The sequence below is a fragment of the Prescottella defluvii genome (genome assembly GCF_000738775.1).
Classification (GTDB): domain Bacteria; phylum Actinomycetota; class Actinomycetes; order Mycobacteriales; family Mycobacteriaceae; genus Prescottella; species Prescottella defluvii.
Genome location: NZ_JPOC01000010.1, coordinates 1 through 23,902, shown reverse-complemented (window position 1 = coordinate 23,902; position 23,902 = coordinate 1). Strand labels below are relative to the sequence as shown.

The window sequence follows — 23,902 nt, the reverse complement described above, 5'->3', positions numbered from 1 at the left end:
GGAGGATGACAGCGACCCCCACGGTGTCGGATCTGCTCACGCAGGTCCGACACATCGACACGCACGGAATCCGATTCGAAGATGCGTACATTCCGTGGACGGACCACGTCCACGGAATGTACGACCGTGCATCCGCCCTGAACGACCTGCTCGATGCGGACCGCCCACGGCACTTCGGTGTCCTGATGGACAACGTCCCCGAGTTCTCCTCCCTGCTCGGCGCCGCCGCCTTCTCCGGTGCCGTTCTCGCCGGTCTCAACACGACCCGCCGCGGTGCGGCCCTCGCGCGCGACATCGCCTTGGCGGACTGCCAGGTCGTGTTCACCGAGAACACCCAGGCGCAACTCCTCGACGACATCGACCTCGGTGACGTCCGGGTGATCAACGTGGACTCCCCGGAGTGGGCCGAGATCCTGTCCCCCTTCGCGGGCAGCCCCGTCATCCCGCCCACCGCCGGGCCCGACGACCTGTTGATGCTCATCTTCACATCGGGTACCAGCGGTGATCCGAAGGCCGTGCGGTGCACGCACGGCAAGATCGCCGACCCCGGCATCATGCTCGCGGACCGGTTCGGCCTGTCCGACGACGACGTCGTCTACATGTCGATGCCGATGTTCCACTCCAACGCGATGATGGCCGCGTGGGCCGTCGCGCTGCGCGGACAGTCGGGAATCGCGATGCGGCGCAAGTTCTCCGCATCCGGCTTCCTGCCCGACGTCCGCCGCTACGGCGTCACGTACGCCAACTACGTGGGCAAGCCACTGTCCTTCATCGTGGCCACCCCGGAGCACTCCGACGACGCCGACAACACACTGAAGATCATGTACGGCAACGAGGGTTCGGCACCGGTGGTCCGGGAGTTCTCCCGCCGCTTCGGGGCGCGCGTGATCGACGGCTTCGGTTCCACCGAGGGCGGGGTGTCGATCTCGGCGCACCCCGACTCCCCCGCCGGCGCACTGGGGATGCTTCCTGCCACCGTCGAGATCCGGAATCCCGACACCGGAGCCGTCTGCCCTCCTGCCGAGTTCGACGCCAACGGCCGAATCGTCAACGCCGAGGAAGCCACCGGCGAGATGGTCAACGTCTCCGGCGCGGGCGCGTTCGCCGGCTACTACAAGAATCCGGAGGCGGACGCCGAGCGTCTGCGGGACGGAATGTACTGGAGCGGTGACCTCGCCTACCGCGACTCCGACGGCTTCGTCTACTTCGCCGGGCGCAGTTCCGGGTGGCTCCGGGTGGACGGTGAGAACCTGGGTGCCGCACCGATCGAACGGATCCTGGTGCGCTACCCCGGCTTCGCGCAGGTGTCGGTGTACGCGGTCCCGGATCGGGAGGTCGGCGACCGGGTGATGGCCGCCGTCGTCCCCACCGCGGAAGCCGCGGACTTCGACCCGGTCGCGTTCGCCGAGTTCCTGGACGGGCAGCCCGATCTGGGGCCCAAGCAGCGACCGACCCTGCTGCGGGTGTGCAGCGAGTTCCCGCGGACCGCGACCTTCAAGGTCGTCACCCGCACCCTCAGTGCGGAACGTTGGCACTGCTCCGACCCGGTCTGGGTGCGGGAGCGTGGACGGGACGAGTTCGAGCGGCTCACACCGGAACTCGCACTCACCCTGGAGCGGCAGACCGCCGACGTCTGACTAACGGACAGCGCCCCGGAACAAGGTTCCGGGGCGCTGCCTGTCAGGTCACTTCAGTCCGTCGAGGCGGGCGACCGTCGACTCGAACTCCGAGACGAGTTCGGCCATGATCTCGGCGACGGGACGGATCTCGTTCATCCTGCCCACGATCTGACCGACCGGCATCGCGACGACCTCCGGGTCGCTGCCCGCGGAGATGCGCTGATGCGCCTCGCTGACGAGGATGTTCTGCAGCGGCATCGGGAGCGGCTCAGGGGCGTCCGGCTTTGCCCACGCGTCGGTCCACTTGGTCTTGAGCAGGCGGGCCGGCTTACCGGAGTAGATCCGCGACCGCACGGTGTCGGCCGACGTCGCACCGAGCAGCGCGCGCTGGATCGACGACGGGCCGTCGGCGGCGCTGCCGAGCTTGTACTCGCTCGTCGTGAGCCAGTACGACCCCATCCAGACGCCGGAGGCGCCGAGCGCGAGGGCGGCCGCGACCTGCCGGCCGCTGCCGATGCCACCCGCGGCGAGGACGCCGGCGGAATCCCCGACGGCGTCGACGATCTCGGGGACCAGCACCATCGAGGCGATCTCACCGGTGTGGCCGCCGGCCTCGTAGCCCTGGGCGATGACGATGTCGACGCCGTTCGCGACGTGGCTGCGCGCGTGGTCCACGGCGCCCGCGAGCGCGGCGACGGGAACACCCTTCTCGTGCGCGAGGTCGATGACGTCCTTGGGCGGCGAGCCGAGGGCGTTGGCGATCAGCGCGATTCGGTGGTTCAAGGCGACATCGACGTGCGAGCGGGCCACCGAGTGCAGCCAGCCCAGGACGCCGGTGGCGTGCTCGACGTCATCCGTCAGCGGCGGGACACCCAGTTCGTCGAGCGTGCGGTTCACGAACGCGCGATGCTCGGCGGGGATGAGCTTGTCGAGGTCGACCGCACCGCCCTCGGTGGGCACCTTGGCCGGCATCACGATGTCGACGCCGTACGGCTTGCCGTCGGTGTTCTCGTCCATCCAGGTGAGCGTGGCCTCGAGCTCGTCCGGGTCGTTGAACCGGACGCAGCCGAGCACCCCGAGTCCACCTGCCCGCGAGATCGCCGCCGCCACATGCTCGGACGGGGTGAATCCGAAGATCGGGTATTCGATGCCGAACTTCTCGGCGAGATCGGTACGCATCAGTCGTCCTTGCCGTTGGTGAGGTGCTCGTCCGCCTCGCGGGACTGGGTCTGCGCGGTGGCCCACTTGTAGTCGGGCTTGCCGGCGGGCGAGCGCTTGATCTCGTCGACGAGCCACAGGCTGCGCGGCACCTTGTAGCCGGCGATCTCCTTGCGGGCCGCCTCGACGATGTCGCCCAGGCTCGGGTTGGTTCCCGGACGCGGCGCGACGACTGCCGCGACACGGTTGCCCCAACGCTCGTCCGGCACACCGACGACGAGGACGTCGAACACGTCGGGGTGGGACTTGACGGCGCCCTCGACCTCCTCCGGGTAGATCTTCTCGCCGCCGCTGTTGATCGAGACCGATCCACGACCGAGCATGATGACGGTGCCGTCCTCCTCGACAGTGGCGTAGTCGCCCGGGATCGAGTAGCGAATCCCGTTGAGCGTCTTGAACGTCGCCGCGGTCTTCTCTTCGTCCTTGTAGTAGCCGAGCGGGATGTGCCCGCTGCGGGCGAGGAGGCCGACCTGTCCGGAGCCCGGCTTCACCGGGATGCCCTCGTCGTCGATGACGACGGTGGCCGCGTCGATCTTCACGCGCGGTCCGCCGGTGTGCTCGAAGCCCTTGGTGATGGTGGCCAGGCCGCCGAAACCGGTCTCGGACGAGCCGATCGAGTCGGTGAGCAGACGGTTGGGCAGCAGGTCCAGGAACTGCTCCTTGAGGGCGGGCGAGAACAGCGCCGCGCTGCTGGCGATCACGTACAGCGACGAAAGATCGTACGGCTCACCGGTCTCCGGGTTGCCCGCGACGAGCGCATCGATCATGGGCCGCGCCATCGCGTCACCCGTGATGAAGATGAGATTGACCTTGTGCCGGTCGATGACCTGCCACACCTCGTGACCGTCGAACTCGGGGTGCATCACGAGAGTGCCGCCGCCGAACAGGCTGTGGAAGACCGCGGACTGCGAGCCGCCGTGGATCATCGGCGGGATCGGGAAGCGGACCATCGCCGGGTTCGCGGCGCCGACCTTCGCGATCTCCCACTCGTCCTCGACGCGCTCACCGGTGACGAAGTTGACGCCGCCACCGAGCACGCGCCACCAGTCCTCGTGCCGCCACATGACGCCCTTCGGCATACCGGTGGTGCCGCCGGTGTAGAGGATGAAGATGTCGTCGGGGCTGCGCTCACCGAAGTTGCGCTCGGGAGAGCCCTGCGACAGCGCCGCCTCGAACTCGACGCCGCCGTACGACGAGTAATCGAGATCGGTGCCGTCCTCGACGACGATGGCCGTCTTCACCTGCGGCGTGTTGGGCAGGACGCCCTCCACCCGGTCGCTGTAGCGACGCTCGTGGACGAGCGCGACCATGTCCGAATTCTCGAAGATGTACTGCAACTCGTTCTCGACATAGCGGTAGTTGACGTTGACCATGATGGCGCGAGCCTTGAAGACTGCGACCATCGAGACGATGGCCTCGATGGTGTTCCGGCTGTAGATGCCCACCTTGTCGCCCGGCTCGACACCCTGATCGCGCAGGTAGTTGGCCAGACGGTTGGCCTTCTCCTCCAGTTGCGCGAAGGTGATCTCGCGATCCGCGTCCACCAGCGCGAGGCGATCCGGATTGAGGTCGATCGAGTGCTCTACAAGGTCTGCAATATTAATGGCCACGTCAACAAAGTAGAACGTGTTACTGTCGGTGACAAGACCCAATTTGAGACTCAACTCACATACATCTCGGGAGCCACCAGTGTCCACCGAAACCGCCGACAAATCAGACGTTTCGGCAAAATCGCCCCACTGTCTCGTCGAGAAGCGCGGACACGTGCTGATCGTGACGATGAACCGCCCCGAGGCCCGCAACGCGCTCTCCGGCGAAATGATGGAGATCATGGTCGAGGCCTGGGACCGGATCGACTCCGATCCCGACATCCGGGTCGCGATCCTCACCGGCGCCGGTGGCACCTTCTGCGCCGGAATGGATCTCAAGGAGATGAACCGGAACGCACCGGGCGACAAGTTCTCGGGCGGAATGGATGTGACCCGCCTGCCGGCATTGCTGAAGGGCCGACGCCTCACCAAGCCGCTCATCGCCGCGGTCGAGGGCCCGGCCATCGCCGGCGGCACCGAGATCCTGCAGGGCACCGACATCCGCGTCGCCGGGCAGAGCGCCCGGTTCGGCGTCTCCGAGGCCCGCCTCGGGCTGTTCCCGCTCGGCGGATCCGCGGTCCGGCTCGTGCGCCAGATCCCCTACACCGTCGCCGCCGAGATCCTGCTGACCGGCCGCACGGTACCCGCGCCCGAGGCCAAGGAACTGGGCCTGATCGGACACGTCGTCCCCGACGGCACGGCCCTCGACAAGGCACTCGAGATCGCCGAGCAGATCGCCGCCAACGGCCCCATCGCCGTGCAGGCGATCCTCAAGACCATCCGCGTCACCGAGGGCATGCACGAAGAGGACGCGTTCAAGGTCGAAGCCGAGATCGGCATGGCGGTGTTCAAGAGCGACGACGCCAAGGAAGGCCCCCGCTCCTTCGCCGAAAAGCGCGCCCCCAAGTTCACCGGCAAGTAGCCGCCGCCCGTCCGACTCCCGTAGAAGCTGAAGGGTCCCTTCGTGCGCTGTCAGCGTATGAAGGGACCCTTCAGCTTCTACGGGGCTCAGGAAGACCGCCACGCGGTGGTTATTCTCGACGGGCATTGACCGACGATCGACAGGTGAAACCGTAGATGAGCACAACCGCCGGTGACGCAGCCCAGCCGGAGTGGCAGCGGTTGGAGCCGTTGGAGCTCACACCGATCCTGTCCGCAGCTCTCGATACGTTCTACGAGAGGGGTTTTCACGGCGCCTCCGTCCGCGAGATCGCCCGTCGCGTCGGGGTGACGGTTCCGGCGCTGTACTACCACCACGAGAGCAAGGAAGGCCTGCTCGTCGCGTTGATCGAGTTGGCTACCGGCGACGTGCTGGCGCGGGCGCACGCCGCGAACGATGGCGGTGGTGACGATCCCGCGCTCCGGCTCGGGAACGTGGTGTCGGCGATCGTGTTGCGGATGACGGATCGGGCACGGCTGGCAGCCATCGAGAGCGAGGCTCGCTACCTGGGCCCGGAGTACCGCGAGCGGTATCGCTCGGTTCGCAAGGGCATCGAGAATCTCGTTCTCGACATCGTCCGTGACGGTGTCGACTCGGGCGACTTCGAGGTCGAGGATCCCGCCGAGACCACGCGCGCCATCCTCGGCATGTGCCAGGCAATCCCCCGCTGGTATCACGCCGAGGGCGAGCTGGGGCCGCGTGCCGTGGCCGACAAGTACGCCGCGATCGCGGCGAAGATGGTCGGGACCGCGACCGTCTGATCGCTCCGTCGACCCGCTAGACTTTCGCAGTAACCTCACTGAACGATCGATAAGTAAGTTCAGTGAGGACGGGTCCGACAGCCGTCGTCGACACCTCGGCGACGACACCACGCTGTCATCGAACGATCCTGCAGCACAAGCACATCCGGAAGGTATTCACATGATCGTCAACGACAGCGTCGCCCTCGTCACCGGCGGCGCCTCCGGCCTCGGCCTCGCGACTGCCAAGGCCCTGCACGCGCAGGGTGCCAGCGTCGTCATCCTCGACCTGCCCTCCTCGAACGGTGAGGTCGTCGCCAAGGAGCTGGGCGACCGCGTCCGCTTCGCCGCCGGCGACGTCACCGACGAGGCCTCCGTCGTCGCCGCCCTCGATCTCGCCGAATCCCTCGGCCCGCTGCGCGTGACCGTCAACTGCGCGGGCATCGGCAACGCCATCAAGACGGTCAGCAAGAAGGGCGCCTTCCCCCTCGCCGACTTCAGCCGGGTCATCAACATCAACCTGGTCGGCACCTTCAACGTGCTGCGCCTGGCTGCCGAGCGCATCGCGAAGACCGAGCCGATCGACGGCGAGCGCGGCGTCATCATCAACACCGCGTCCGTCGCCGCGTTCGACGGCCAGATCGGCCAGGCCGCCTACTCCGCGTCCAAGGGCGGCGTCGTGGGCATGACCCTGCCGATCGCCCGCGACCTGGCATCGCTGCTGATCCGCGTCGTCACCATCGCACCCGGCCTGTTCAAGACGCCTCTGCTCGCCGGCCTGCCCGAGGAGGCCACCAAGGCACTCGGCGCGGCGGTGCCGCACCCGGCTCGCCTGGGCGACCCCTCGGAGTACGGCGCCCTCGCCGCGCACATCGTCTCCAACCCGATGCTCAACGGCGAGGTCATCCGCCTCGACGGTGCCATCCGCATGGCGCCGCGCTGATCCAGGAACCTCGCAACGAGGCGCGGCCCGTGACGGGTTTTCCGTCACGGGCCGCGCTTTGGTGTGTCCGACGCTGTCAGGCCGTACCGACCGCAGCCGCCAGTTCACGCATGTGCTCGACGCTGCGGCAGGTCACCAGCAGCATCGTCACGCCGGCGTCCTCCCACTGCTTGACCTGCGTGCGCACCTCGTCGATGTTGCCGATGATCATTGTGTCCGTGACCATCTCGTCCGGCACGATCGCGGCGGCCTCCTCCTTGCGGCCGGACAGGAACAGCTTGCCGATCTCCTTGACCTCCTCGCCGTAACCCATCCGGGTGTACACCTGCGCGTGGAAGTTCAGTTCGGGTGCGCCCATCCCGCCGACGTAGAGCGCGGTGATCGGCTTGAGCTTGTCGATCTCGGCCCGCCGGTCGTCGGTGACGACCACCTGGCAGGTCGCGGCGATCTCGAAGTCCTCACGGCTGCGCCGCGCGCCGGGACGGGAGAATCCCTCGTCGAGCCACTCGTTGTACATCGGCGCCAGTCGCGGCGTGTAGTAGATCGCCAGCCAGCCGTCGGCGATCTCCGCGGTCATCGCGACGTTCTTGGGCCCCTCGGCGCCGAGCCAGATCGGCAGGTCCGCGCGCAGCGGGTGCGTGATCGGCTTGAGCGGCTTGCCCAGGCCCATCGAACCGGCGCCGGTGTAGGGCAACGGATAGTGCGGGCCGTCGCTCCGGACCGCGGCCTCCCGCGCGAGGACCTGGCGCACGATCGAGACGTACTCCCGGGTCCGCGCGAGCGGCTTCTGGAACGGCTGGCCGTACCAGCCCTCGACGACCTGCGGCCCCGACACACCCAGTCCGAGAATCGCGCGCCCACCGGACAGATGATCGAGCGTCAGCGCGTGCATCGCACAGTTGGTCGGTGTCCGCGCCGACATCTGGGCCACCGAGGTTCCGAGCCGGATCCGCTCGGTGCTCGAACCCCACCATGCGAGCGGGGTGAAGGCGTCGTTGCCCCACGATTCCGCGGAGAACACCGCGTCGAATCCGGACGCGTCGGCCTCGTTCACCAACTCCTGCGCGTTCGATGGAGGCTGCGCCCCCCAGTACCCGAGTTGTAACCCCAGCTTCATAGCCAGCCTCCGCGTTTTCCCATATCCGAAGTGACTCTTGCCACAGTAATAAGAACCTGTTCTACTCGATTCCGTGACCCAAGGAAAGACAGCGGTAGAGAGCCCGGTGGCGGAGCAGCCACTGAGAGCGCCCCTTAATCTGAAATTCGACTACACCCGCTCGCTGGGGCCGACCATCGGCGCGTTCGTCACCGGCCTGCGTGACCGAAAGGTCATCGGTGCCCGCGGTTCCGACGGCCGAGTCCACGTGCCGCCGCCGGAATTCGACCCGGCGACACTCGAACCGATGACGGACTTCGTCGACGTCTCCGACACCGGAACGGTCGTCAGTTGGTCGTGGATGTCCGAGCCCATCGAGGGCCAGCCGTTGACCCACCCGTTCGCGTGGGCGCTGGTGAAGCTCGACGGCGCGGACACCTCGATCCTGCACGCCGTCGACGCCGGCTCCCCGGACGCGATGAGCACGGGCATGCGAGTGCGGGTCCGCTGGGCGGACGAGCGCACCGGACGCATCCAGGACATCGCCTGCTTCGAGCCCGGTGAGAGCGACTCGAGTTCCGCTGCAGCCGTTTCCGGCGGAGATCCGGTCACCGGCATCGTCACCCCGATCGACCTGCACTACACGCACACCGCGTCGCTCGAGGAGACCTACTACCTGCGCGGGCTGATGGAGGGCAAGATCATCGGCGGCCGCACCGACGCGAACGGCAAGGTGTACGTGCCGCCGCGCGGCGCCAACCCCACCGACGGCGTCCCCACCAAGGAACAGGTCGAGGTATCCGACAAGGGCACCATCACCACGTTCTGCATCGTCAACGTGCCGTTCCTGGGCCAGCAGATCAAGCCGCCGTACGTCGCGGCCTACGTGCTGCTCGACGGCGCCGACATCCCCTTCCTGCACCTGATCCTCGACGTCGACGCGTCCGAGGTCCGGATGGGCATGCGTGTGGAGGCCGTGTGGCGGCCGAAGGACGAGTGGGAGTACTCGCTGCGGAACGTCTCCCACTTCCGTCCCAGCGGTGAGCCGGACGCGGACTACGACACCTTCAAGCACCATCTCTAGGAGCCTCGAGAACATGACAGACATTGCAGTCGTCGGCTTCGCACAGGCCCCCCATGTGCGTGAGACCACCGGCACCACCAACGGTGTCGAGATGCTGGTCCCCTGTTTCCAGGAGCTGTACTCCACTCTCGGAATCACCAAGTCCGACATCGGATTCTGGTGCTCCGGGTCGTCCGACTACCTGGCCGGGCGCTCGTTCTCGTTCATCTCGGCGATCGACTCGATCGGGGCCGTGCCGCCGATCAACGAGTCGCACGTCGAGATGGATGCCGCGTGGGCGCTGTACGAGGCCTGGGTCAAGCTCATGACCGGTGAGGTCGACACCGCACTGGTGTACGGGTTCGGCAAGTCCTCCGCGGGCAACCTCCGTCAGATCCTCGCGATGCAGATGGATCCCTACCTGGTCTCGCCGTTGTGGCCGGATTCGGTCTCGGTCGCGGGACTGCAGGCCCGCCTCGGCCTCGACGCCGGCAAGTGGACGGCCGAGGACATGGCCGAGGTCGCCAAGCGCAACCGCGCTGCCGCCAAGTCGAACCCGAACGCGCAGTTCTCCGGCGACGTCGACATCGAGACGCTGCTGGCGTCCGAGTACGTCGCCGATCCGCTGCGTGTGCACGACTGCGCGCCGATCACCGACGGTGCGGCCGCCATCATCCTGGCCCGCGGCGACCGCGCCCGCGAACTGTGCGAGCGTCCGGCGTGGATCACCGGGATCGAGCACCGCATCGACTCGCCGAACATCGGTTCGCGTGACCTGACGACGTCGCCGTCGACGACGTCGGCCGCCCGCGCCGCCACCGGCGGCGACGTCTCGAACATCGACGTCGCCGAACTGCACGCCCCGTTCACGCACCAGGAGATCATCCTGCGCGAGGCGATCGGCCTGACCGACGCCACCACCGTCAACCCGTCGGGCGGACCGCTCACCGGCAACCCGATGTTCGCCGGTGGCCTCGAGCGCATCGGCTACGCGGCCCGACAGATCTTCAGCGGTGACGCGCAGCGCGTCCTCGCTCACGCCACCAGTGGCCCTGTGCTGCAGCAGAACCTGGTCGCAGTCATGGAAGGACGAAACTGATGGCGAAGCAACTGGCGGCCGTCCTCGGCACCGGTCAGACCTACTACGTCGCGAAGCGTCACGACGTCACAATGGCCGGCATGGTCCGCGAGGCGATCGACCGCGCGATGGCCGACGCCCACGTCGGTTGGGACGACATCGACGCCATCGTCATCGGTAAGGCCCCCGACCTGTTCGAGGGTTCGATGATGCCGGAGCTGGCGATGTCGGACGCGTTGGGCGCCAACGGTAAGCCGCTGCTGCGCGTGCACACCGCCGGATCGGTCGGCGCCTCGACCGGCAACGTCGCGGCCAGCCTCGTGCAGTCCGGTGTCCACAAGCGGGTACTCGCGGTGTCGTGGGAGAAGCAGTCCGAATCCAACGCGATGTGGGCACTGTCCACCCCGGTGCCGTTCACGATGCCGGTCGGCGCGGGCGCGGGCGGGTTCTTCGCACCGCACGTGCGCTCGTACATCCGCAGTTCGGGCGCTCCCGACCACATCGGTGCGATGGTCGCGGTCAAGGACCGCCGCAACGGCGCGCTCAACCCCTACGCGCACCTCAAGCAGCCGGACATCACCCTCGAGTCCGTGATGGCCTCCCAGATGTTGTGGGACCCCATTCGTTTCGACGAGACCTGCCCGTCGTCGGACGGCGCCTGCGCGATCGTCATCGGCAACGAGGATGCTGCGGAAGCCATCCTTTCCGAGGGCCGCAAGGTGGCATGGATCCACGCAACCGCGATGCGCACCGAACCGCTGTCGTACGCGGGCCGCAACGTCGCGAACCCGCAGGCCGGCCGGGACGCCTCGGCCGCACTGTGGAAGGCCGCGGGCATCACCGACCCGCTCACCGAGATCGACGAGGCCGAGATCTATGTGCCGTTCTCGTGGTTCGAACCGATGTGGCTCGAGAACCTCGGCTTCGTGCCGGAGGGACAGGGCTGGAAGTTCACCGAGGCCGGCGAGACCGCGATCGGCGGCCAGATGCCGGTCAACGCCTCGGGCGGTGTGCTCTCGTCCAACCCGATCGGCGCGTCCGGCATGATCCGCTACGCCGAGTCGGCGATGCAGGTGATGGAGCGGGCCGGTGACCACCAGGTCGACAGTGTCCGGAAGGCCTTCGGCCACGCCTACGGCGGTGGCTCGCAGTACTTCGCGATGTGGGTGGTCGGCGCCGACCGTCCCACCAACTAGGAGGGTTTCACCATGAAGTTCACAGTAGGCATCGCGATGAGCCCGCTGGAGCAGCTGACCGCCCTGGCACAGACCGCGGAGGAGTGTGGTTTCGCGAACATCGCACTGCCCGACTCCCTGTTCTTCATGGAGACGGCCGCCGCGGACTACCCGTACACCCCCGACGGCTCGCGCATGTGGAATGCCGAGACACCGTGGGTGGACCCGTTGATCGCGGCGGCCGCGATGGGCGCCGTCACCAGCACGATCGGCTTCTACACGAACGTGCTCAAGCTCGGTTCCCGCAATCCACTGCTGTTGGCGCGGCAGGTGGGCTCGGTCGCCAACCTGACGGGTAACCGCTTCGGATTCGGCGTCGGAATCGGCTGGGCGCCTGAGGAATTCGAGTGGTGCGGTGCCCCGTACAAGAAGCGTGGCGCCCGCGTCGACGAGATGATCGAGATCATCAAGCTGACCCTCGCCGGCGGCATGGTCGAGTACCACGGCGAGTTCTTCGACTTCGATCGACTCCAGATCAGCCCGGCTCCGAGCAAGCCGGTGCCGTTCTACGTGGGCGGCCACACCGAGGTCGCCCTCAAGCGCGCCGCGCGCATCGGTGACGGCTGGACGTCGGCGATGATGAAGTTCGACGACCTCGTCACCACGATGGCCCGACTGAAGGAACTGCGCGCCGAATACGGTCGGGGCGACGAACCTTTCGAGATCCAAGCGGTGTGCATCGACCGGTTCGGCAAGGACGGCTACGCCCAGATGGCCGACGCCGGCATCACCGACAACATCGTCGTCCCGTGGATCTTCGACGGACTCGGATTCGACGCCCCGTTGGAGGCCAAGCAGGACTCGCTGCGCAAGTTCGCCGATCAGTACATCCACTAGGGAGCGACATATGACGACGACGACAACAGGCACCGAGCACCCCGCGCGCATCGCCGCGAAGGCGTCGCAGTCCGCCGCAAGCGGAAAACGCAAGGAGGAGTGGCTCGATCTGTTCGCCGAGGACGGCTGGGTCGAGGATCCGGTCGGCCCGTCGGGTTTCGATCCGGAGGGCAAGGGCCACCACGGGCGTGAGGCGATCTCGAAGTTCTACGACATGACGATCGCCAACACCGATTCGCTCGAGTTCTTCGTGAACGACTCGCTGGTGTGCGGCGACGAGAACGTCAACATCGGCTTCATCCGCACGGTGATCGCCGGCAATCAGGTCGACGCCGAGGGCGTGTTCGTCTACCGCGTCAACGCGGAGGGCAAGCTGCAGTCGCTGCGGGCCTTCTGGGAGGTCGAACGAGCGATGAAGACCCTGAAGAAGATCTGAGTCCCGAGCACGGCAGTGGGGCGGTCACCGATTCGGTGACCGCCCCACTCGCGTTGCGCCCGTGTCTCTCTCGATCACCCCGGGAAGACCCCGAAACAGAGCAGTAGCGCCGGCGAGGGATGAGGGATCTCGCCGGCGCTACTGCGCCTGTGGTGGGTGTCGAAGACTAGTGCTGAACCGGGCAACCGCCGGTCTTGTAGTCGACCTGGTACTCCTTGATGCCGTTGAGCCAGCCGGAGCGCAGGCGGCGGGTGTCGCCGGCCTCGGTGATGTCCGGGAGGAAATCGGCGATCGCGTTGAAGATCAGCTCGATCTCCATGCGGGCCAGGTTGGCGCCCAGGCAGTAGTGCGCGCCGGTACCGCCGAACGACAGGTGCGGGTTCGGGTCACGGGTGATGTCGAAGTTGTGCGGGTTCTCGAACACGTCCTCGTCGAAGTTGGCGGACACGTAGCTCATCACCACGCGCTGCCCCTTCTTGACCTGCACGCCGCCGATCTCGGTGTCCTCGAGCGCGGTGCGCTGGAACGACGCGACCGGGGTGGCCCAGCGGATGACCTCGTCGGCCATGGTCTTCGGACGTTCCTTCTTGAACAGCTCCCACTGCTCGGGGTTGTCCATGAAGGCCTTCATGCCGTGCGTGGTGGCGTTGCGGGTGGTCTCGTTGCCGGCGACCGCGAGCACGATCACGAAGAAGCCGAACTCCTCCGGGCTGAGCACGTCACCGTCGACGTCCGCCTCGATGAGCGTCGTGACGAGGTCGTTGGCCGGGTTCGCCTTGCGGGCCTCCGCCATCTGGTACGCGTAGCCGAGGATCTCCATCGACGCGGCCGCCGGATCGATGTCCGCGAACTCCGGGTCGTCGTACGAGGTCATCTGGTTGGACCACTCGAAGACCTTGCCGCGATCCTCCTGCGGCACACCGATGAGCTCGGCGATAGCCTGCAGCGGCAGCTCGGCCGCGACCTGGGTGACGAAGTCACCGCTACCCTCCGCAGCGGCGGCCTTGACGATGGCCTCGGCGCGCCGCGTCAGCTCGGCCTTGAGCCCGTTGATGGCGCGGGGCGTGAAGCCACGGGCGACGAGCTTGCGCAGCTTGGTGTGCTCGGGCGCGTCCTTGTTCAGCAGCACGAAGCGCTGCAGTTCGATCTGTGCACGCTCCATGTCGTCGTTGAAGCGCGGAATCGCGGTGTTCTCCCACGTGGAGAACACGTCGCTGCGCATCGAGACGTCCCGGATGTCCTCGTGCTTGGTGACCAGCCAGTAGCCACCGTCGTTGAAGCCTCCGACACCGTCCGGCTGGTCGACCCAGTACACCGGCTGCGTCTTGCGCACCTCGGCGAGCTCTTCGACCGGGAGCCGGTGCGCGTAGATGTCAGGATCCGTAAAGTCGAACCCTGCGGGAATATTGGGCTGCGCCACTGCTGTCTCCTGCCCTCGCGGTCCGGCCGCGAAGTGATGTGTAACACGTTCTACATGCATTGAATCACAGAGCGCCGATCGGGGAAAGACTAGGTAAATATCAGCGGCGGGGCCCCTTGCCTTGCCGAGAGAACCTGTTCTACTTTTCGAAGAAGAGAGTGAAAGGAGCCCACCGTGGGCACACCAGTAATCGTCGAGGCAGTTCGCACACCGATCGGAAAGCGTGGCGGGTGGCTGTCGGGCCTGCACGCGGCCGAGATCCTCGGTGCCGTGCAGAAGGGAATCGTCGATCGCGCGGGCATCGATCCGGTGTTGATCGAGCAGGTCATCGGCGGGTGTGTCACGCAGGCCGGGGCACAGTCCAACAACGTCACCCGCACCGCGTGGCTCGCGGCGGGTCTGCCGTGGCAGACCGGCGCCACCACCGTCGACTGCCAGTGCGGTTCCGCGCAGCAGGCCAACCACCTCATCGCGGGCCTCATCGCGACCGGCGCGATCGACATCGGCATCGCCTGCGGCGTCGAGGCCATGAGCCAGGTTCCGCTGGGCGCCAACGTCGGCACCGAGGCCGGCCCGCGCCGTCCGGCGTCGTGGGACATCGACATGCCCGACCAGTTCAACGCCGCCGAGCGAATCGCCAAGCGTCGCGGCCTCACCCGTGAGGATCTCGAGGCGCTCGGTGTGCAGTCGCAGGCGCGCGCGAAGCAGGCCTGGGAAGAGGGCCGCTTCGACCGCGAGATCGTCCCGGTCACCGCACCGGTGATCGGCGCGGACAAGCTGCCGACGTCGGAGATGAACGTCGTGCGCCGCGACCAGGGCCTGCGTGACACCACCGCCGAGTCCCTCGCGAAGCTCAAGCCGGTCCTCGAGGGTGGCACCCACACCGCCGGTACGTCGTCGCAGATCTCCGACGGCGCCGCCGCCGTCATGCTCATGGACGAGGATCGCGCCCGCGCGCTCGGCCTGAAGCCGCGTGCCCGCATCGTCAGTCAGGCCCTCGTCGGCGCCGAGCCCGAGTACCACCTCGACGGCCCGGTGCAGGCCACCTCGCGCGTTCTCGAGAAGGCCGGCATGAAGATCGGCGACCTGGACCTGTTCGAGGTCAACGAGGCGTTCGCGTCGGTCGCCCTGTCGTGGGCGCAGGTCCACGGTCCCGACATGGACAAGGTCAACGTCAACGGCGGCGCGCTCGCGCTCGGGCATCCCGTGGGCAGCACCGGTTCCCGCCTGATCACCACCGCGCTGCACGAACTCGAGCGCCGCGACGGCTCGACCGCGCTCATCACGATGTGCGCCGGCGGCGCGCTCGCGACGGGCACCATCATCGAACGAATCTGATCGGAGTCCCTGACAGATGACCACGACGCGCCCGTCGGGGCTCGATTCGAAGTACACGGTCGGCATCATCAAGTGGATGTCGAAGTTCAACGTGAAGTTGTATCGGGCCACCGGCGGGCGCCTCGGCGGCAAGTGGCGCGTGGGCAGCGCCTTCCCGTGGGGGATCCCCGTCTGCCTGCTCACCACCACCGGCCGCAAGAGCGGCCAGCCCCGGATCAGTCCGCTGCTGTTTCTCGAGGACGGCGACCGGGTCATCCTGGTCGCGTCGCAGGGCGGACTGCCGAAGAATCCGATGTGGTACCTGAACATTCGCGCGAATCCGTCGGTGACCGTGCAGATCAAGTCGAACGTGCGAGAGCTGCAGGCGCGCGTCGCGACGGACGAGGAGCGGGCCGAGTTGTGGCCGCGTCTGGTCGACCTCTACGCCGACTTCGACAACTATCAGGCGTGGACCGATCGGCAGATCCCCGTGGTGATCTGCGAATAGCGCGCGACACTCCCCAGCGCGGCCGTCGGCGGGAATAATGATGGGCGACGCCCGGCCCACCGGCGCCGGGCACACCGGTTCCCGAGGAGGAATGCCGCGACATGACAGTGAAGAACCATGATCAGGTGATCGACCGGCGCGAAATCGCTTCGGCCCTGCTGAAGGCGCTCGACCGTCGACACGAGGTCCTGGACGCGATCGTCGAGAGCAAGGACCGCGCAGCCGCCGTCGCGGCCGTCCGCGACCTGCTGGAGACGTCCGACTTCTGCGCAGAGGCCGTGCTGAACCTGCGTTTCGACCGCCTGACGATCAAGGAACGCGACCGCATCCGCACCGAACTCGAGGATCTCGACGCGACCCTCCAGTGGCTGCCCGAGCAGCGCCCGTTCAGCACCGGGGCGGGAGTTCGCGTGCGCCCGTTCACCGATTCCGACGCGGATACCGCGCTGTTCCGTGCTCGGTCCACCGAACGCCTCGACGAGTCCGGCTCGCCGTGGAGCGCGGACCGCGTCGAACAGGAGCGGACGGCCGGACTGAAGCGGATCGACGACGAGTCGGCGGCGTGGTTGGTCGCCGAATGCACCACCGGCGACGAACCCAGCAGCGTCGGCCTGGTGTTCGGTGAACTCGCCGATAACGAGGTGGACGTCGCGGTGTGGGTCGCGCCCGGCGCCCGCAAGCAGGGCTACGGCACCGCGGCACTCAAGCAGGCGCGCAGCGAACTGGCCGCCTACTTCCCGGGCACGGTCCTGATCATCCGCACCCCCGCGTAACCCCAACCGAAACGGACAACGCCCGTGCGCACGAAGCGCACGGGCGTTGTCGTTGCGGCGTGACTTACGCGCCGTAGACCGGGGTGGGGGTCTCGGCCTTCTCGAGCAGGTCGGCGACGACCGGTCCGAGTTCCTTCGGATCCCAGCGGTCGCCCTTGTCCTGGGTGGGGCCGTGGCGCCAGCCCTCGGCGACGGTGATCTTGCCGCCCTCGACCTCGAACACGCGGCCGGTGACGTTCTTCGACTCGGCGGAGCCCAGCCACACGACCAGCGGGGAGATGTTCTCCGGCGCCATGGCGTCGAAGCCCTCCTCCGGAGCGGCCATCGCCTCGGCCATCGCACCACCGGCGCCGACGGTCATGCGGGTGCGCGCGGCGGGGGCGATCGCGTTGACGGAGACGCCGTAGTTCTTCAGCTCGGCGGCGGCCTGAATGGTCATCTCGGCGATGCCGGCCTTGGCCGCGGCGTAGTTGCCCTGGCCGATGGAGCCCTGCAGGCCCGCGCCCGAGCTGGTGTTGATGATGCGCGCGTCCACCGGGCGTCCGGCCTTGGACTCGGCGCGCCAGTAGGCGGCGGCGTGACGCAGCGGGGCGAAGTGACCCTTGAGGTGAACGCGGATGACCGAATCCCACTCCTGCTCGCTCATGCCGACCAGCATGCGGTCACGCAGGAAGCCCGCGTTGTTGACCAAAATGTCGAGCGTGCCGAAATTGTCCAACGCGGTCTGGATCAGGTTCTGGGCACCCTCCCACGACGCGACGTCGTCACCGTTGGTGACGGCCTCGCCGCCGGCGGCCTTGATCTCGGCGACAACCTGCTCGGCAGGGGTCTCGCCGGTGTTGGAGCCGTCGCCGCCGACACCGATGTCGTTGACGACGACCTTGGCGCCCTCCGCCGCGAAGGCCAGCGCGTGCGCGCGACCGATTCCACGGCCGGCGCCGGTGATGATGACGACTCGGCCGTCAAGCAATCCGCTCACTTGGTTCTCCTTAGTTTGTTGCCGCGGCCAGGAAGGCCGGGCGCTCGCCGCCGCCGTGGACGGTAAGAGTCGAACCGCTGACATAGGCCGCCAACGGTGATGCCAGGAATGTCGCACAGTTGCCGATGTCCTCGGGCAGTGCCATCCGACCCAGCGGGACGGTGGCGCCGACGGCGTCGATGCCGGCCTCGTCGCCGTAGTGGAGGTGGCTCAGCTCGGTCTGCACCAGGCCGACGACGATCGAGTTGACGCGCACCTTGGGCGCCCATTCGACGGACAGGCTGGCCGCGAGCGAGTCGATGCCCGCCTTGGCGGCACCGTAGGCCGCGGTGCCCGGGGAGGGCCGGCTGCCGCTGACGGAGGAGATCATCACGATCGACCCGCCGTCGTCCTGCTTCTGCATGACGGCGTTCGCGATCTGCGAGATCAGCAGGGGGGCCAGCAGGTTCAGCTCGACGATCTTGGAGTGGAACTTGGGGCTCGCGTCGGCCGCCATCGCGAAGGGGGCGCCGCCGGCGTTGTTCACGACGGTGTCGAGCCGGCCGTACTTCGCGACGATCGTGTCGATCATCGACTGCACCTGGTCGGCGTCACGCACGTCGCACGGGATGAAGTCGACACCGCGGCCGTCGACCTCGAGCGGCTCGGCGGTGTCCTCCCTCGGACGGCGCGCACACGTCACCACCGTCGCACCCGCACGCAGGAAGGACCGGCTGATTCCGGCTCCGATTCCGCGCACGCCGCCGGTCACCAGCACGACCTTGCCTTCGAGACCGAGATCCACGTTCATCCTCCCTGAAGCGGCACGGGTCATTCGTACCCGTCTGTGATAACTTACCAAGCAATCGCTTGGTTCGGTCAACAGACGTAAGGAACATGCCATGGGCATCACTTCGACCTCGGACGGTGCCGGGATCACCACGGTCACCGTCGACTACCCGCCCGTGAACGCCATCCCCTCGAAGGGCTGGTTCGAGTTGGCCGACGCCATCCTCGAGGCGGGCAAGGATCCCAGCACGCACGTCGTGATCCTGCGCGCCGAGGGACGCGGCTTCAACGCCGGCGTCGACATCAAGGAAATGCAGGCCACCGAGGGTCACGGCGCGTTGATCGACGCCAACCGCGGCTGCGCGGCAGCCTTCTCCGCGGTCTACGACTGCGAGGTGCCCGTCGTGGTCGCCGTCAACGGCTTCTGCGTCGGCGGCGGTGTCGGCCTGGTCGGCAACGCCGACGTCATCGTCGCGTCCGACGACGCGATCTTCGGCCTGCCCGAGGTGGACCGCGGCGCACTCGGTGCTGCCACGCACCTCGCCCGCCTGGTCCCGCAGCACATGATGCGCACGCTGTACTACACGGCCAAGAACGTCGACGCCCAGACGCTCAAGCACTTCGGTTCCGTGTACGACGTGGTCCCGCGGGCCGAACTCGATGCCTGCGCACTGAAGGTCGCCGGCGAGATCGCGGCCAAGGACACCCGCGTCATCCGCCGCGCCAAGGAAGCCATCAACCGCATCGACGTGATGGACGTGCACACCAGCTACCGGATCGAGCAGGGCTTCACGTTCGAGCTCAACCTCGCCGGTGTCGCCGACGAGCACCGCGACGAGTTCGTCGCCACGGGCAAGCCCAAGTCGAACACCACCGCACCCAAGGGAGACAGCAAGTAATGGCTGAGAAGCGCGACAAGCGCCGCTCACTGGATGAGGCCGTCGCCGGCATCCAGAGCGGGATGACCATCGGCATCGGCGGCTGGGGCTCGCGGCGCAAGCCGATGGCTCTGGTCCGCGCGCTGCTGCGCAGCGATGTCAAGGACCTGACCGTCGTCGGGTACCTCGGCCCGGACCTCGGCCTGCTGATCTCCGCAGGCAAGGTCAAGCGCGCCTACTACGGCTTCGTGTCCCTGGACTCGGCGCCGTTCTACGATCCCTGGTTCGCCCAGGCTCGTGTCGCCGGGACCATCGAGTCCCGCGAGATGGACGAGGGCATGGTCAAGGCCGGCCTGCAGGCCGCCGCCGCGCGCCTGCCGTTCATGCCGATCCGCGCCGGCCTCGGCTCGGATGCGCAGACCGTCTGGGGCGACGAGCTCAAGACCGTCGCGTCCCCGTACCCGGACGCCGACGGCCGCACCGAGTCCGTCATCGCGATGCCCGCGCTGAACCTCGACGCCGCCCTGGTCCACCTGGACCTGGCCGACGAGCGCGGCAACGCCGCCTACACCGGCGTCGACCCGTACTTCGACGACCTGTTCTGCCTCGCGGCCGAGCAGCGCATCCTCAGCGTCGACAAGATCGTCTCGACCGAGGAACTCGTCAAGTCCGTCCCGAATCAGGCCCTGATCCTGAACCGCGCGATGGTCGACACCGTCAGCGAGGCCCCGAACGGCGCGCACTTCACCTTCGCCGGTGGCTACAAGCGCGACGAGAAGTTCCAGCGCCACTACGCCGAGTCCGCCAAGACCCCCGAGGCATGGCAGGCCTTCGCCGACACCTACCTGTCCGGCAGCGAGGACGACTACCAGGCAGCCGTGCGCAAGTTCGCAGAGGAGCAGAAGTCATGACCGAGGTAACCCGCGCGGAGTACTGCGCCATCGCGTGCGCCGAACTGTTCGCCGACGCCGGCGAGATCTTCGCCTCCCCCATGGCGACGCTGCCGCTGATCGGCGCCCGCCTGGCCAAGCTCACCACCGAGCCGGACCTGATCATCACCGACGGCGAGGCCCTGATCCTGGCCGACGCCCCCGCCATCGGCGCCAGCGCGCCGATCGAGGGCTACATCCCGTTCTCCAAGGTGTTCGACGTGGTCGCCTCCGGCCGTCGCCACGTGGTGATGGGCGCGAACCAGATCGACAAGTTCGGTAACCAGAACCTGTCGGCGTTCGGCCCGCTGGACAAGCCGACCCGCCAGATGTTCGGCCTGCGCGGCGCCCCCGGCAACACCATCAACCACGCCACCAGCTACTGGGTGGGCAAGCACTCCTCGCGCGTGTTCGCCGACAAGGTCGACGTGGTGTGCGGCGTCGGCTACGACAAGGTGGACCCGGAGAACCCGGCGTTCCGCTTCCTGAAGAACCACCAGGTGATCACCAACCTGGGTGTGTTCGACTTCCAGGGCCCCGGCCAGACGATGCGCGCGGTCACCCTGCACCCCGGCGTCACCGCCGAGGACGTCAAGGCCAACACCTCCTTCGAGATCGCCGGCCTGGACTCGGCGGGCATCACCCGCGAGCCCACCGCCGAGGAGCTGCGCCTGATCCGCGAGGTCATCGACCCGAAGAGCCTGCGTGACCGCGAGGTCTCCCTGTGAGCCAGGTGCTGAAGACGCCGTTCACCGAACTGGTCGGCGTCGAGCATCCCATCGTGCAGACGGGCATGGGCTGGGTCTCCGGCCCGCGCCTGACCGCGGCCACCGCCAACGCGGGCGGTCTCGGCATCCTCGCCTCGGCGACGATGACGTACGAGGAGCTCGAGGCTGCGGTCATCAAGACCAAGCAGCTGACGGACAAGCCGTTCGGCGTCAACATGCGCGCCGACGCGTCGGACGCCGCCAAGCGCTGCGACCTGCTGATCCGCGAGGGTGTCAAGGTCGCCTCGTTCGCGCTGGCGCCCAAGAAGGACCTGATCGCCAAGCTCAAGGACAACGGGATCGTCGTCATCCCGTCGATCGGTGCCGCCAAGCACGCCGTCAAGGTCGCCTCGTGGGGCGCCGACGCGGTGATCGTGCAGGGCGGTGAGGGCGGTGGCCACACCGGCGGCGTCGCAACGACCCTGCTGCTGCCGTCCGTGCTCGACGCGGTCGACATCCCGGTCGTCGCCGGCGGCGGCTTCTTCGACGGTCGCGGCCTGGCCGCGGCGCTGTCGTACGGTGCCGCGGGCGTCGCGATGGGCACCCGCTTCCTGCTCACGAGCGATTCGGCGGTGCCGGACTCGGTCAAGCAGGAGTACCTCAAGCGCAGCCTGACCGACACCACGGTGTCCGTGAAGGTCGACGGCATGCCGCACCGCGTGCTCAACACCGACCTGGTGAACGCACTCGAGAAGTCCAGCTACGCAAAGGGACTCGTCGCGGCCACCAAGAATGCCCTCAAGTTCAAGGCGATGACGGGCATGAAGTGGTCCACCCTCGCCAAGGACGGGCTCGCCATGAAGAAGTCCGGCGACCGCACGTGGCAGCAGATCATCATGGCCGCCAACACCCCGATGCTGCTCAAGGCCGGTCTGGTCGAGGGCAACACCGAGGCCGGCGTGCTCGCGTCCGGTCAGGTGGTCGGCATGATCGACGACCTGCCCAGCTGCAAGGAACTGATCGATCGCATCATGGCCGACGCCGTGTCGCGTATCGATGCACTTGGAGATCTCAAGGCCTGATCGGCCTGCCTCCAGCTGAAGGGACCCTTCATGCGCCACCAGCGCGTGAAGGGTCCCTTCGTCCGTTCAGGCGAGTTCCTCGGTCTCCGCCCCCGACCGCTGCGGCCGGGAGAACAGTCCGCCGAGCACGTCCAGGACGTCGGTCCAGGCGTCGATCGTCACGGTGGCCAGTCGACGATGGTCGATGACGCCGGGCTGCGCGAGGGCCGCATCGAACGGCACCTCGACGAACCCGGCGATCCGCGGCGACAGCGCGTCCCGGATCGGCGCCAGATCCACCGGTGCGTCAGGCATCTGGTGCGAGACGACGACGATCGTGCCACCGAGAACCTGCGCGCCGTAGGCGGACATCACCCAGGTGAGGGCGTCACGCATCCGGCTCAGCGGTTCGGAGCGCGCGGGGGCGACCACCACCAGTGCCGCACCGGAGCGGATCAGCGGTGCCAGCCGCGGCGAGCGCAGCGCGGTGCCGACGTCGTGGACGCGGGCACTGTGCCGGGCGGAGAGCAGTTCGTCGACGATCGCGGGATCGCTCGCCTGCGCGTCGCCGCTGCCCACTACGACGACGCCGGCGGAGGTGAGCGCCATACGGGACTCGAGCTGCCGGATCGACCGGGTGGGGTCGACGGCGCCGAATCCGGCTCGCGCAAGCAGGTTTCCGCCGTCACTGGTCGCGTCGATCGCCGAGACGTCCTTGCCGGTGCCGAGGCGGAGCGCGGTCGCCAGCCCGTATGCCGTCGTGGTGGTCGCGGCGCCACCCGATCCGGCGACGACCATCGCGGACACCCGATCGGGCTCCGGCACCTTCGGGGTGCGGCGCAGCGTGAGCACGTTGTTCATCGCAGATCCTCCACCTTGGCAATCTTGAATCCCGTCGGCGACGGCGCGACCGTGACTCGTTGGCGGATGACGCCGTCGGAACCGGCCGGCGAACGCAGGCCCAGATCGACCTCGAAGACGTTCGGATCGGCGGTGGGGGCGACGGTGACGCAGTGCTCGGTACCGAGCGGAACCTCGTCGATCCACTTCTGGATGTCCGGAACGGCGTTGGGCGTCACCATCAGTGACGCGACCTTGCTGCCGTCGCGGTCGACGTAGTACGCGTAGTCGAACGCCCGGATCGCGCCCGGGCCGTCGTCGGCACTTCCCGGGCCGCGTCCGACGCTCCTGCCGTCGGCAACCGAATCCGCGCACCATCCGGCGGGCTGCGCGGGAGCCTGCGGAACCGTCGTGCTCGTCCGCGGCGCCGCGGTGGACCCGGCGACAGGATTGGGCGATCCGGCGATCTCGTCGCCGGTGCCGAGCGCGACGACCGTCGTGACCGCGGCGATGACCAGGAGCGCAACCGCGCCGCCGGCGATCAGCAACGCCCGCCTGCGAGGCGACTTCTCCGCCGACGACTCCGTCGGCGCGGTCACCAGCCACGTCGGCAGTTGGTCGAACTCGGCTTCAGGTTCGGGTGCGGCAACCGGCTCGGGTGCGGCATCGGTCCGGAACACCTCACCCGGACCCGGCACGACCGGCGGGTCGGGCGGGTCGGGCACTGCGAGCGGGTCGGGGGCCACCACCGGCTCGGTGGCGGTCGTCTCGTCCGGAACCGGCAGCGCCGCACTGGCTTCGGACACCGGGACCTCGGGGACCGACTCCGCGCCGTAGTGCTCGGTGACGTCCGGGAACAGCGAGTCTCCCGATCGGTTGTCCGTCGTCATTGGTCCTCCCCGAGGTCGACGGGTGGGGCGGACACCGG

At 67.8% G+C, this 23,902-nt stretch carries 24 protein-coding genes; 16 read left to right on the top strand and 8 right to left on the bottom strand.

Annotated features, from left to right (window positions below; all coding sequences use genetic code 11):
• Positions 1 to 5: 5 nt before the first annotated feature.
• Positions 6 to 1,637, top strand: coding sequence for a long-chain-fatty-acid--CoA ligase (locus IJ15_RS0104620; protein WP_031937178.1), 1,632 nt, complete (start codon positions 6 to 8; stop codon positions 1,635 to 1,637).
• Positions 1,638 to 1,685: 48 nt separating this feature from the next.
• On the opposite strand, the gene IJ15_RS0104615 is transcribed toward IJ15_RS0104620, so the two are convergent.
• Both IJ15_RS0104615 and IJ15_RS0104610 read right to left on the bottom strand, forming a co-directional pair.
• Positions 1,686 to 2,798 carry an NAD(P)H-dependent flavin oxidoreductase gene (locus tag IJ15_RS0104615; protein ID WP_031937177.1) on the bottom strand — a complete coding sequence of 371 codons (1,113 nt, stop codon included), beginning with the start codon at positions 2,796 to 2,798 and terminating at the stop codon, positions 1,686 to 1,688.
• Entirely contained in the window at positions 2,798 to 4,447 is a 1,650-nt protein-coding gene (locus IJ15_RS0104610) for an acyl-CoA synthetase (protein WP_031937176.1), read from the bottom strand. Before IJ15_RS0104610 ends, IJ15_RS0104615 begins: the two co-directional genes overlap by 1 nt.
• Positions 4,448 to 4,526: 79 nt before the next feature.
• Here IJ15_RS0104610 and IJ15_RS0104605 point away from each other — a divergent pair, with 79 nt between their 5' ends.
• The 3 genes from IJ15_RS0104605 (at position 4,527) to IJ15_RS0104595 (ending at position 7,049) form a co-directional block, all read left to right on the top strand.
• Complete coding sequence (locus tag IJ15_RS0104605) at positions 4,527 to 5,348, top strand: crotonase/enoyl-CoA hydratase family protein (RefSeq protein WP_031937175.1); 822 nt, start codon at positions 4,527 to 4,529, stop codon at positions 5,346 to 5,348.
• Between the two features lie 155 nt (positions 5,349 to 5,503).
• Entirely contained in the window at positions 5,504 to 6,127 is a 624-nt protein-coding gene (locus tag IJ15_RS0104600; protein WP_031937174.1) for a TetR/AcrR family transcriptional regulator, read from the top strand.
• A 160-nt stretch (positions 6,128 to 6,287) separates the two neighbouring features.
• Positions 6,288 to 7,049 (top strand): 3-hydroxyacyl-CoA dehydrogenase, encoded by a 762-nt coding sequence (locus IJ15_RS0104595; protein WP_031937173.1) that lies wholly within the window; start codon positions 6,288 to 6,290, stop codon positions 7,047 to 7,049.
• 76 nt (positions 7,050 to 7,125) lie between these two features.
• Here IJ15_RS0104595 and IJ15_RS0104590 read toward each other — a convergent pair whose 3' ends face one another.
• Entirely contained in the window at positions 7,126 to 8,166 is a 1,041-nt protein-coding gene (locus tag IJ15_RS0104590; RefSeq protein WP_031937172.1) for an LLM class F420-dependent oxidoreductase, read from the bottom strand.
• Positions 8,167 to 8,239: 73 nt separating this feature from the next.
• Here IJ15_RS0104590 and IJ15_RS0104585 point away from each other — a divergent pair, with 73 nt between their 5' ends.
• Genes IJ15_RS0104585 through IJ15_RS0104565 form a run of 5 tightly spaced genes read left to right on the top strand, consistent with a single transcriptional unit; the run spans position 8,240 to position 12,794 of the window.
• A complete protein-coding gene (locus IJ15_RS0104585; protein ID WP_081880583.1) occupies positions 8,240 to 9,229 on the top strand; it encodes a Zn-ribbon domain-containing OB-fold protein in 990 nt (329 codons plus the stop codon).
• Positions 9,230 to 9,242: 13 nt separating this feature from the next.
• On the top strand, positions 9,243 to 10,307 hold the full coding sequence (locus IJ15_RS0104580) for a thiolase domain-containing protein (protein WP_031937170.1): 1,065 nt from the start codon (positions 9,243 to 9,245) through the stop codon (positions 10,305 to 10,307).
• A complete protein-coding gene (locus tag IJ15_RS0104575) occupies positions 10,307 to 11,482 on the top strand; it encodes a thiolase domain-containing protein (RefSeq protein ID WP_031937169.1) in 1,176 nt (391 codons plus the stop codon). Before IJ15_RS0104580 ends, IJ15_RS0104575 begins: the two co-directional genes overlap by 1 nt.
• A gap of 12 nt (positions 11,483 to 11,494) precedes the next feature.
• Positions 11,495 to 12,358 carry a TIGR03619 family F420-dependent LLM class oxidoreductase gene (locus tag IJ15_RS0104570; protein WP_031937168.1) on the top strand — a complete coding sequence of 288 codons (864 nt, stop codon included), beginning with the start codon at positions 11,495 to 11,497 and terminating at the stop codon, positions 12,356 to 12,358.
• A 10-nt stretch (positions 12,359 to 12,368) separates the two neighbouring features.
• Positions 12,369 to 12,794: a nuclear transport factor 2 family protein gene (locus tag IJ15_RS0104565; protein ID WP_031937167.1), complete on the top strand. Its 426-nt coding sequence runs from the start codon at positions 12,369 to 12,371 to the stop codon at positions 12,792 to 12,794.
• 166 nt (positions 12,795 to 12,960) lie between these two features.
• Here IJ15_RS0104565 and IJ15_RS0104560 read toward each other — a convergent pair whose 3' ends face one another.
• On the bottom strand, positions 12,961 to 14,214 hold the full coding sequence (locus tag IJ15_RS0104560; protein ID WP_031937166.1) for a cytochrome P450: 1,254 nt from the start codon (positions 14,212 to 14,214) through the stop codon (positions 12,961 to 12,963).
• Between the two features lie 174 nt (positions 14,215 to 14,388).
• Here IJ15_RS0104560 and IJ15_RS0104555 point away from each other — a divergent pair, with 174 nt between their 5' ends.
• From IJ15_RS0104555 to IJ15_RS0104545, 3 genes are all read left to right on the top strand, one after another.
• Positions 14,389 to 15,552: a steroid 3-ketoacyl-CoA thiolase gene (locus IJ15_RS0104555; protein ID WP_031937165.1), complete on the top strand. Its 1,164-nt coding sequence runs from the start codon at positions 14,389 to 14,391 to the stop codon at positions 15,550 to 15,552.
• 16 nt (positions 15,553 to 15,568) lie between these two features.
• A complete protein-coding gene (locus IJ15_RS0104550; RefSeq protein WP_031937164.1) occupies positions 15,569 to 16,039 on the top strand; it encodes a nitroreductase family deazaflavin-dependent oxidoreductase in 471 nt (156 codons plus the stop codon).
• A gap of 101 nt (positions 16,040 to 16,140) precedes the next feature.
• The gene (locus tag IJ15_RS0104545; protein ID WP_031937163.1) at positions 16,141 to 16,812 is read left to right on the top strand and encodes a GNAT family N-acetyltransferase; all 672 of its coding nucleotides are present in this window, start codon (positions 16,141 to 16,143) and stop codon (positions 16,810 to 16,812) included.
• Positions 16,813 to 16,876: 64 nt separating this feature from the next.
• Here the strand turns inward: IJ15_RS0104545 and IJ15_RS0104540 are convergent, their stop codons facing one another.
• Together IJ15_RS0104540 and IJ15_RS0104535 are read right to left on the bottom strand one after the other, a co-directional pair.
• The gene (locus IJ15_RS0104540; protein ID WP_031937162.1) at positions 16,877 to 17,791 is read right to left on the bottom strand and encodes an SDR family oxidoreductase; all 915 of its coding nucleotides are present in this window, start codon (positions 17,789 to 17,791) and stop codon (positions 16,877 to 16,879) included.
• A gap of 10 nt (positions 17,792 to 17,801) precedes the next feature.
• The gene (locus IJ15_RS0104535) at positions 17,802 to 18,575 is read right to left on the bottom strand and encodes an SDR family oxidoreductase (RefSeq protein ID WP_031937161.1); all 774 of its coding nucleotides are present in this window, start codon (positions 18,573 to 18,575) and stop codon (positions 17,802 to 17,804) included.
• A gap of 97 nt (positions 18,576 to 18,672) precedes the next feature.
• Here IJ15_RS0104535 and echA20 point away from each other — a divergent pair, with 97 nt between their 5' ends.
• The 4 genes from echA20 to IJ15_RS0104515 are packed head-to-tail and all read left to right on the top strand — an operon-like array spanning position 18,673 to position 22,155.
• Positions 18,673 to 19,458 carry a (7aS)-7a-methyl-1,5-dioxo-2,3,5,6,7,7a-hexahydro-1H-indene-carboxyl-CoA hydrolase gene (gene echA20 / locus IJ15_RS0104530; RefSeq protein ID WP_031937160.1) on the top strand — a complete coding sequence of 262 codons (786 nt, stop codon included), beginning with the start codon at positions 18,673 to 18,675 and terminating at the stop codon, positions 19,456 to 19,458.
• On the top strand, positions 19,458 to 20,348 hold the full coding sequence (locus tag IJ15_RS0104525; protein ID WP_031937159.1) for a CoA transferase subunit A: 891 nt from the start codon (positions 19,458 to 19,460) through the stop codon (positions 20,346 to 20,348). Before echA20 ends, IJ15_RS0104525 begins: the two co-directional genes overlap by 1 nt.
• Positions 20,345 to 21,094: a CoA-transferase subunit beta gene (locus IJ15_RS0104520; RefSeq protein WP_031937158.1), complete on the top strand. Its 750-nt coding sequence runs from the start codon at positions 20,345 to 20,347 to the stop codon at positions 21,092 to 21,094. The genes IJ15_RS0104525 and IJ15_RS0104520 overlap by 4 nt, the downstream gene beginning before the upstream one ends.
• Positions 21,091 to 22,155 carry an NAD(P)H-dependent flavin oxidoreductase gene (locus IJ15_RS0104515; protein WP_031937157.1) on the top strand — a complete coding sequence of 355 codons (1,065 nt, stop codon included), beginning with the start codon at positions 21,091 to 21,093 and terminating at the stop codon, positions 22,153 to 22,155. The genes IJ15_RS0104520 and IJ15_RS0104515 overlap by 4 nt, the downstream gene beginning before the upstream one ends.
• 66 nt (positions 22,156 to 22,221) lie before the next feature.
• Here IJ15_RS0104515 and IJ15_RS0104510 read toward each other — a convergent pair whose 3' ends face one another.
• Together IJ15_RS0104510 and IJ15_RS0104505 are read right to left on the bottom strand one after the other, a co-directional pair.
• On the bottom strand, positions 22,222 to 22,995 hold the full coding sequence (locus IJ15_RS0104510) for a hypothetical protein (RefSeq protein ID WP_031937156.1): 774 nt from the start codon (positions 22,993 to 22,995) through the stop codon (positions 22,222 to 22,224).
• Positions 22,992 to 23,864: a hypothetical protein gene (locus tag IJ15_RS0104505; protein WP_031937155.1), complete on the bottom strand. Its 873-nt coding sequence runs from the start codon at positions 23,862 to 23,864 to the stop codon at positions 22,992 to 22,994. Before IJ15_RS0104505 ends, IJ15_RS0104510 begins: the two co-directional genes overlap by 4 nt.
• Positions 23,865 to 23,902: the final 38 nt, after the last annotated feature.

Bases quoted from the DNA above. Each gene is read 5' to 3' on its own strand.
- IJ15_RS0104620 (WP_031937178.1), top strand. From the start codon at position 6: ATGACAGCGACCCCCACGGTGTCGGATCTGCTCACGCAGGTCCGACAC.
- IJ15_RS0104615 (WP_031937177.1), bottom strand. From the start codon at position 2,798: ATGCGTACCGATCTCGCCGAGAAGTTCGGCATCGAATACCCGATCTTC.
- IJ15_RS0104600 (WP_031937174.1), top strand. From the start codon at position 5,504: ATGAGCACAACCGCCGGTGACGCAGCCCAGCCGGAGTGGCAGCGGTTG.
- IJ15_RS0104595 (WP_031937173.1), top strand. From the start codon at position 6,288: ATGATCGTCAACGACAGCGTCGCCCTCGTCACCGGCGGCGCCTCCGGC.
- IJ15_RS0104590 (WP_031937172.1), bottom strand. From the start codon at position 8,166: ATGAAGCTGGGGTTACAACTCGGGTACTGGGGGGCGCAGCCTCCATCG.
- IJ15_RS0104580 (WP_031937170.1), top strand. From the start codon at position 9,243: ATGACAGACATTGCAGTCGTCGGCTTCGCACAGGCCCCCCATGTGCGT.
- IJ15_RS0104575 (WP_031937169.1), top strand. From the start codon at position 10,307: ATGGCGAAGCAACTGGCGGCCGTCCTCGGCACCGGTCAGACCTACTAC.
- IJ15_RS0104570 (WP_031937168.1), top strand. From the start codon at position 11,495: ATGAAGTTCACAGTAGGCATCGCGATGAGCCCGCTGGAGCAGCTGACC.
- IJ15_RS0104565 (WP_031937167.1), top strand. From the start codon at position 12,369: ATGACGACGACGACAACAGGCACCGAGCACCCCGCGCGCATCGCCGCG.
- IJ15_RS0104550 (WP_031937164.1), top strand. From the start codon at position 15,569: ATGACCACGACGCGCCCGTCGGGGCTCGATTCGAAGTACACGGTCGGC.
- IJ15_RS0104545 (WP_031937163.1), top strand. From the start codon at position 16,141: ATGACAGTGAAGAACCATGATCAGGTGATCGACCGGCGCGAAATCGCT.
- echA20 (WP_031937160.1), top strand. From the start codon at position 18,673: ATGGGCATCACTTCGACCTCGGACGGTGCCGGGATCACCACGGTCACC.
- IJ15_RS0104525 (WP_031937159.1), top strand. From the start codon at position 19,458: ATGGCTGAGAAGCGCGACAAGCGCCGCTCACTGGATGAGGCCGTCGCC.
- IJ15_RS0104520 (WP_031937158.1), top strand. From the start codon at position 20,345: ATGACCGAGGTAACCCGCGCGGAGTACTGCGCCATCGCGTGCGCCGAA.
- IJ15_RS0104510 (WP_031937156.1), bottom strand. From the start codon at position 22,995: ATGAACAACGTGCTCACGCTGCGCCGCACCCCGAAGGTGCCGGAGCCC.
- IJ15_RS0104505 (WP_031937155.1), bottom strand. From the start codon at position 23,864: ATGACGACGGACAACCGATCGGGAGACTCGCTGTTCCCGGACGTCACC.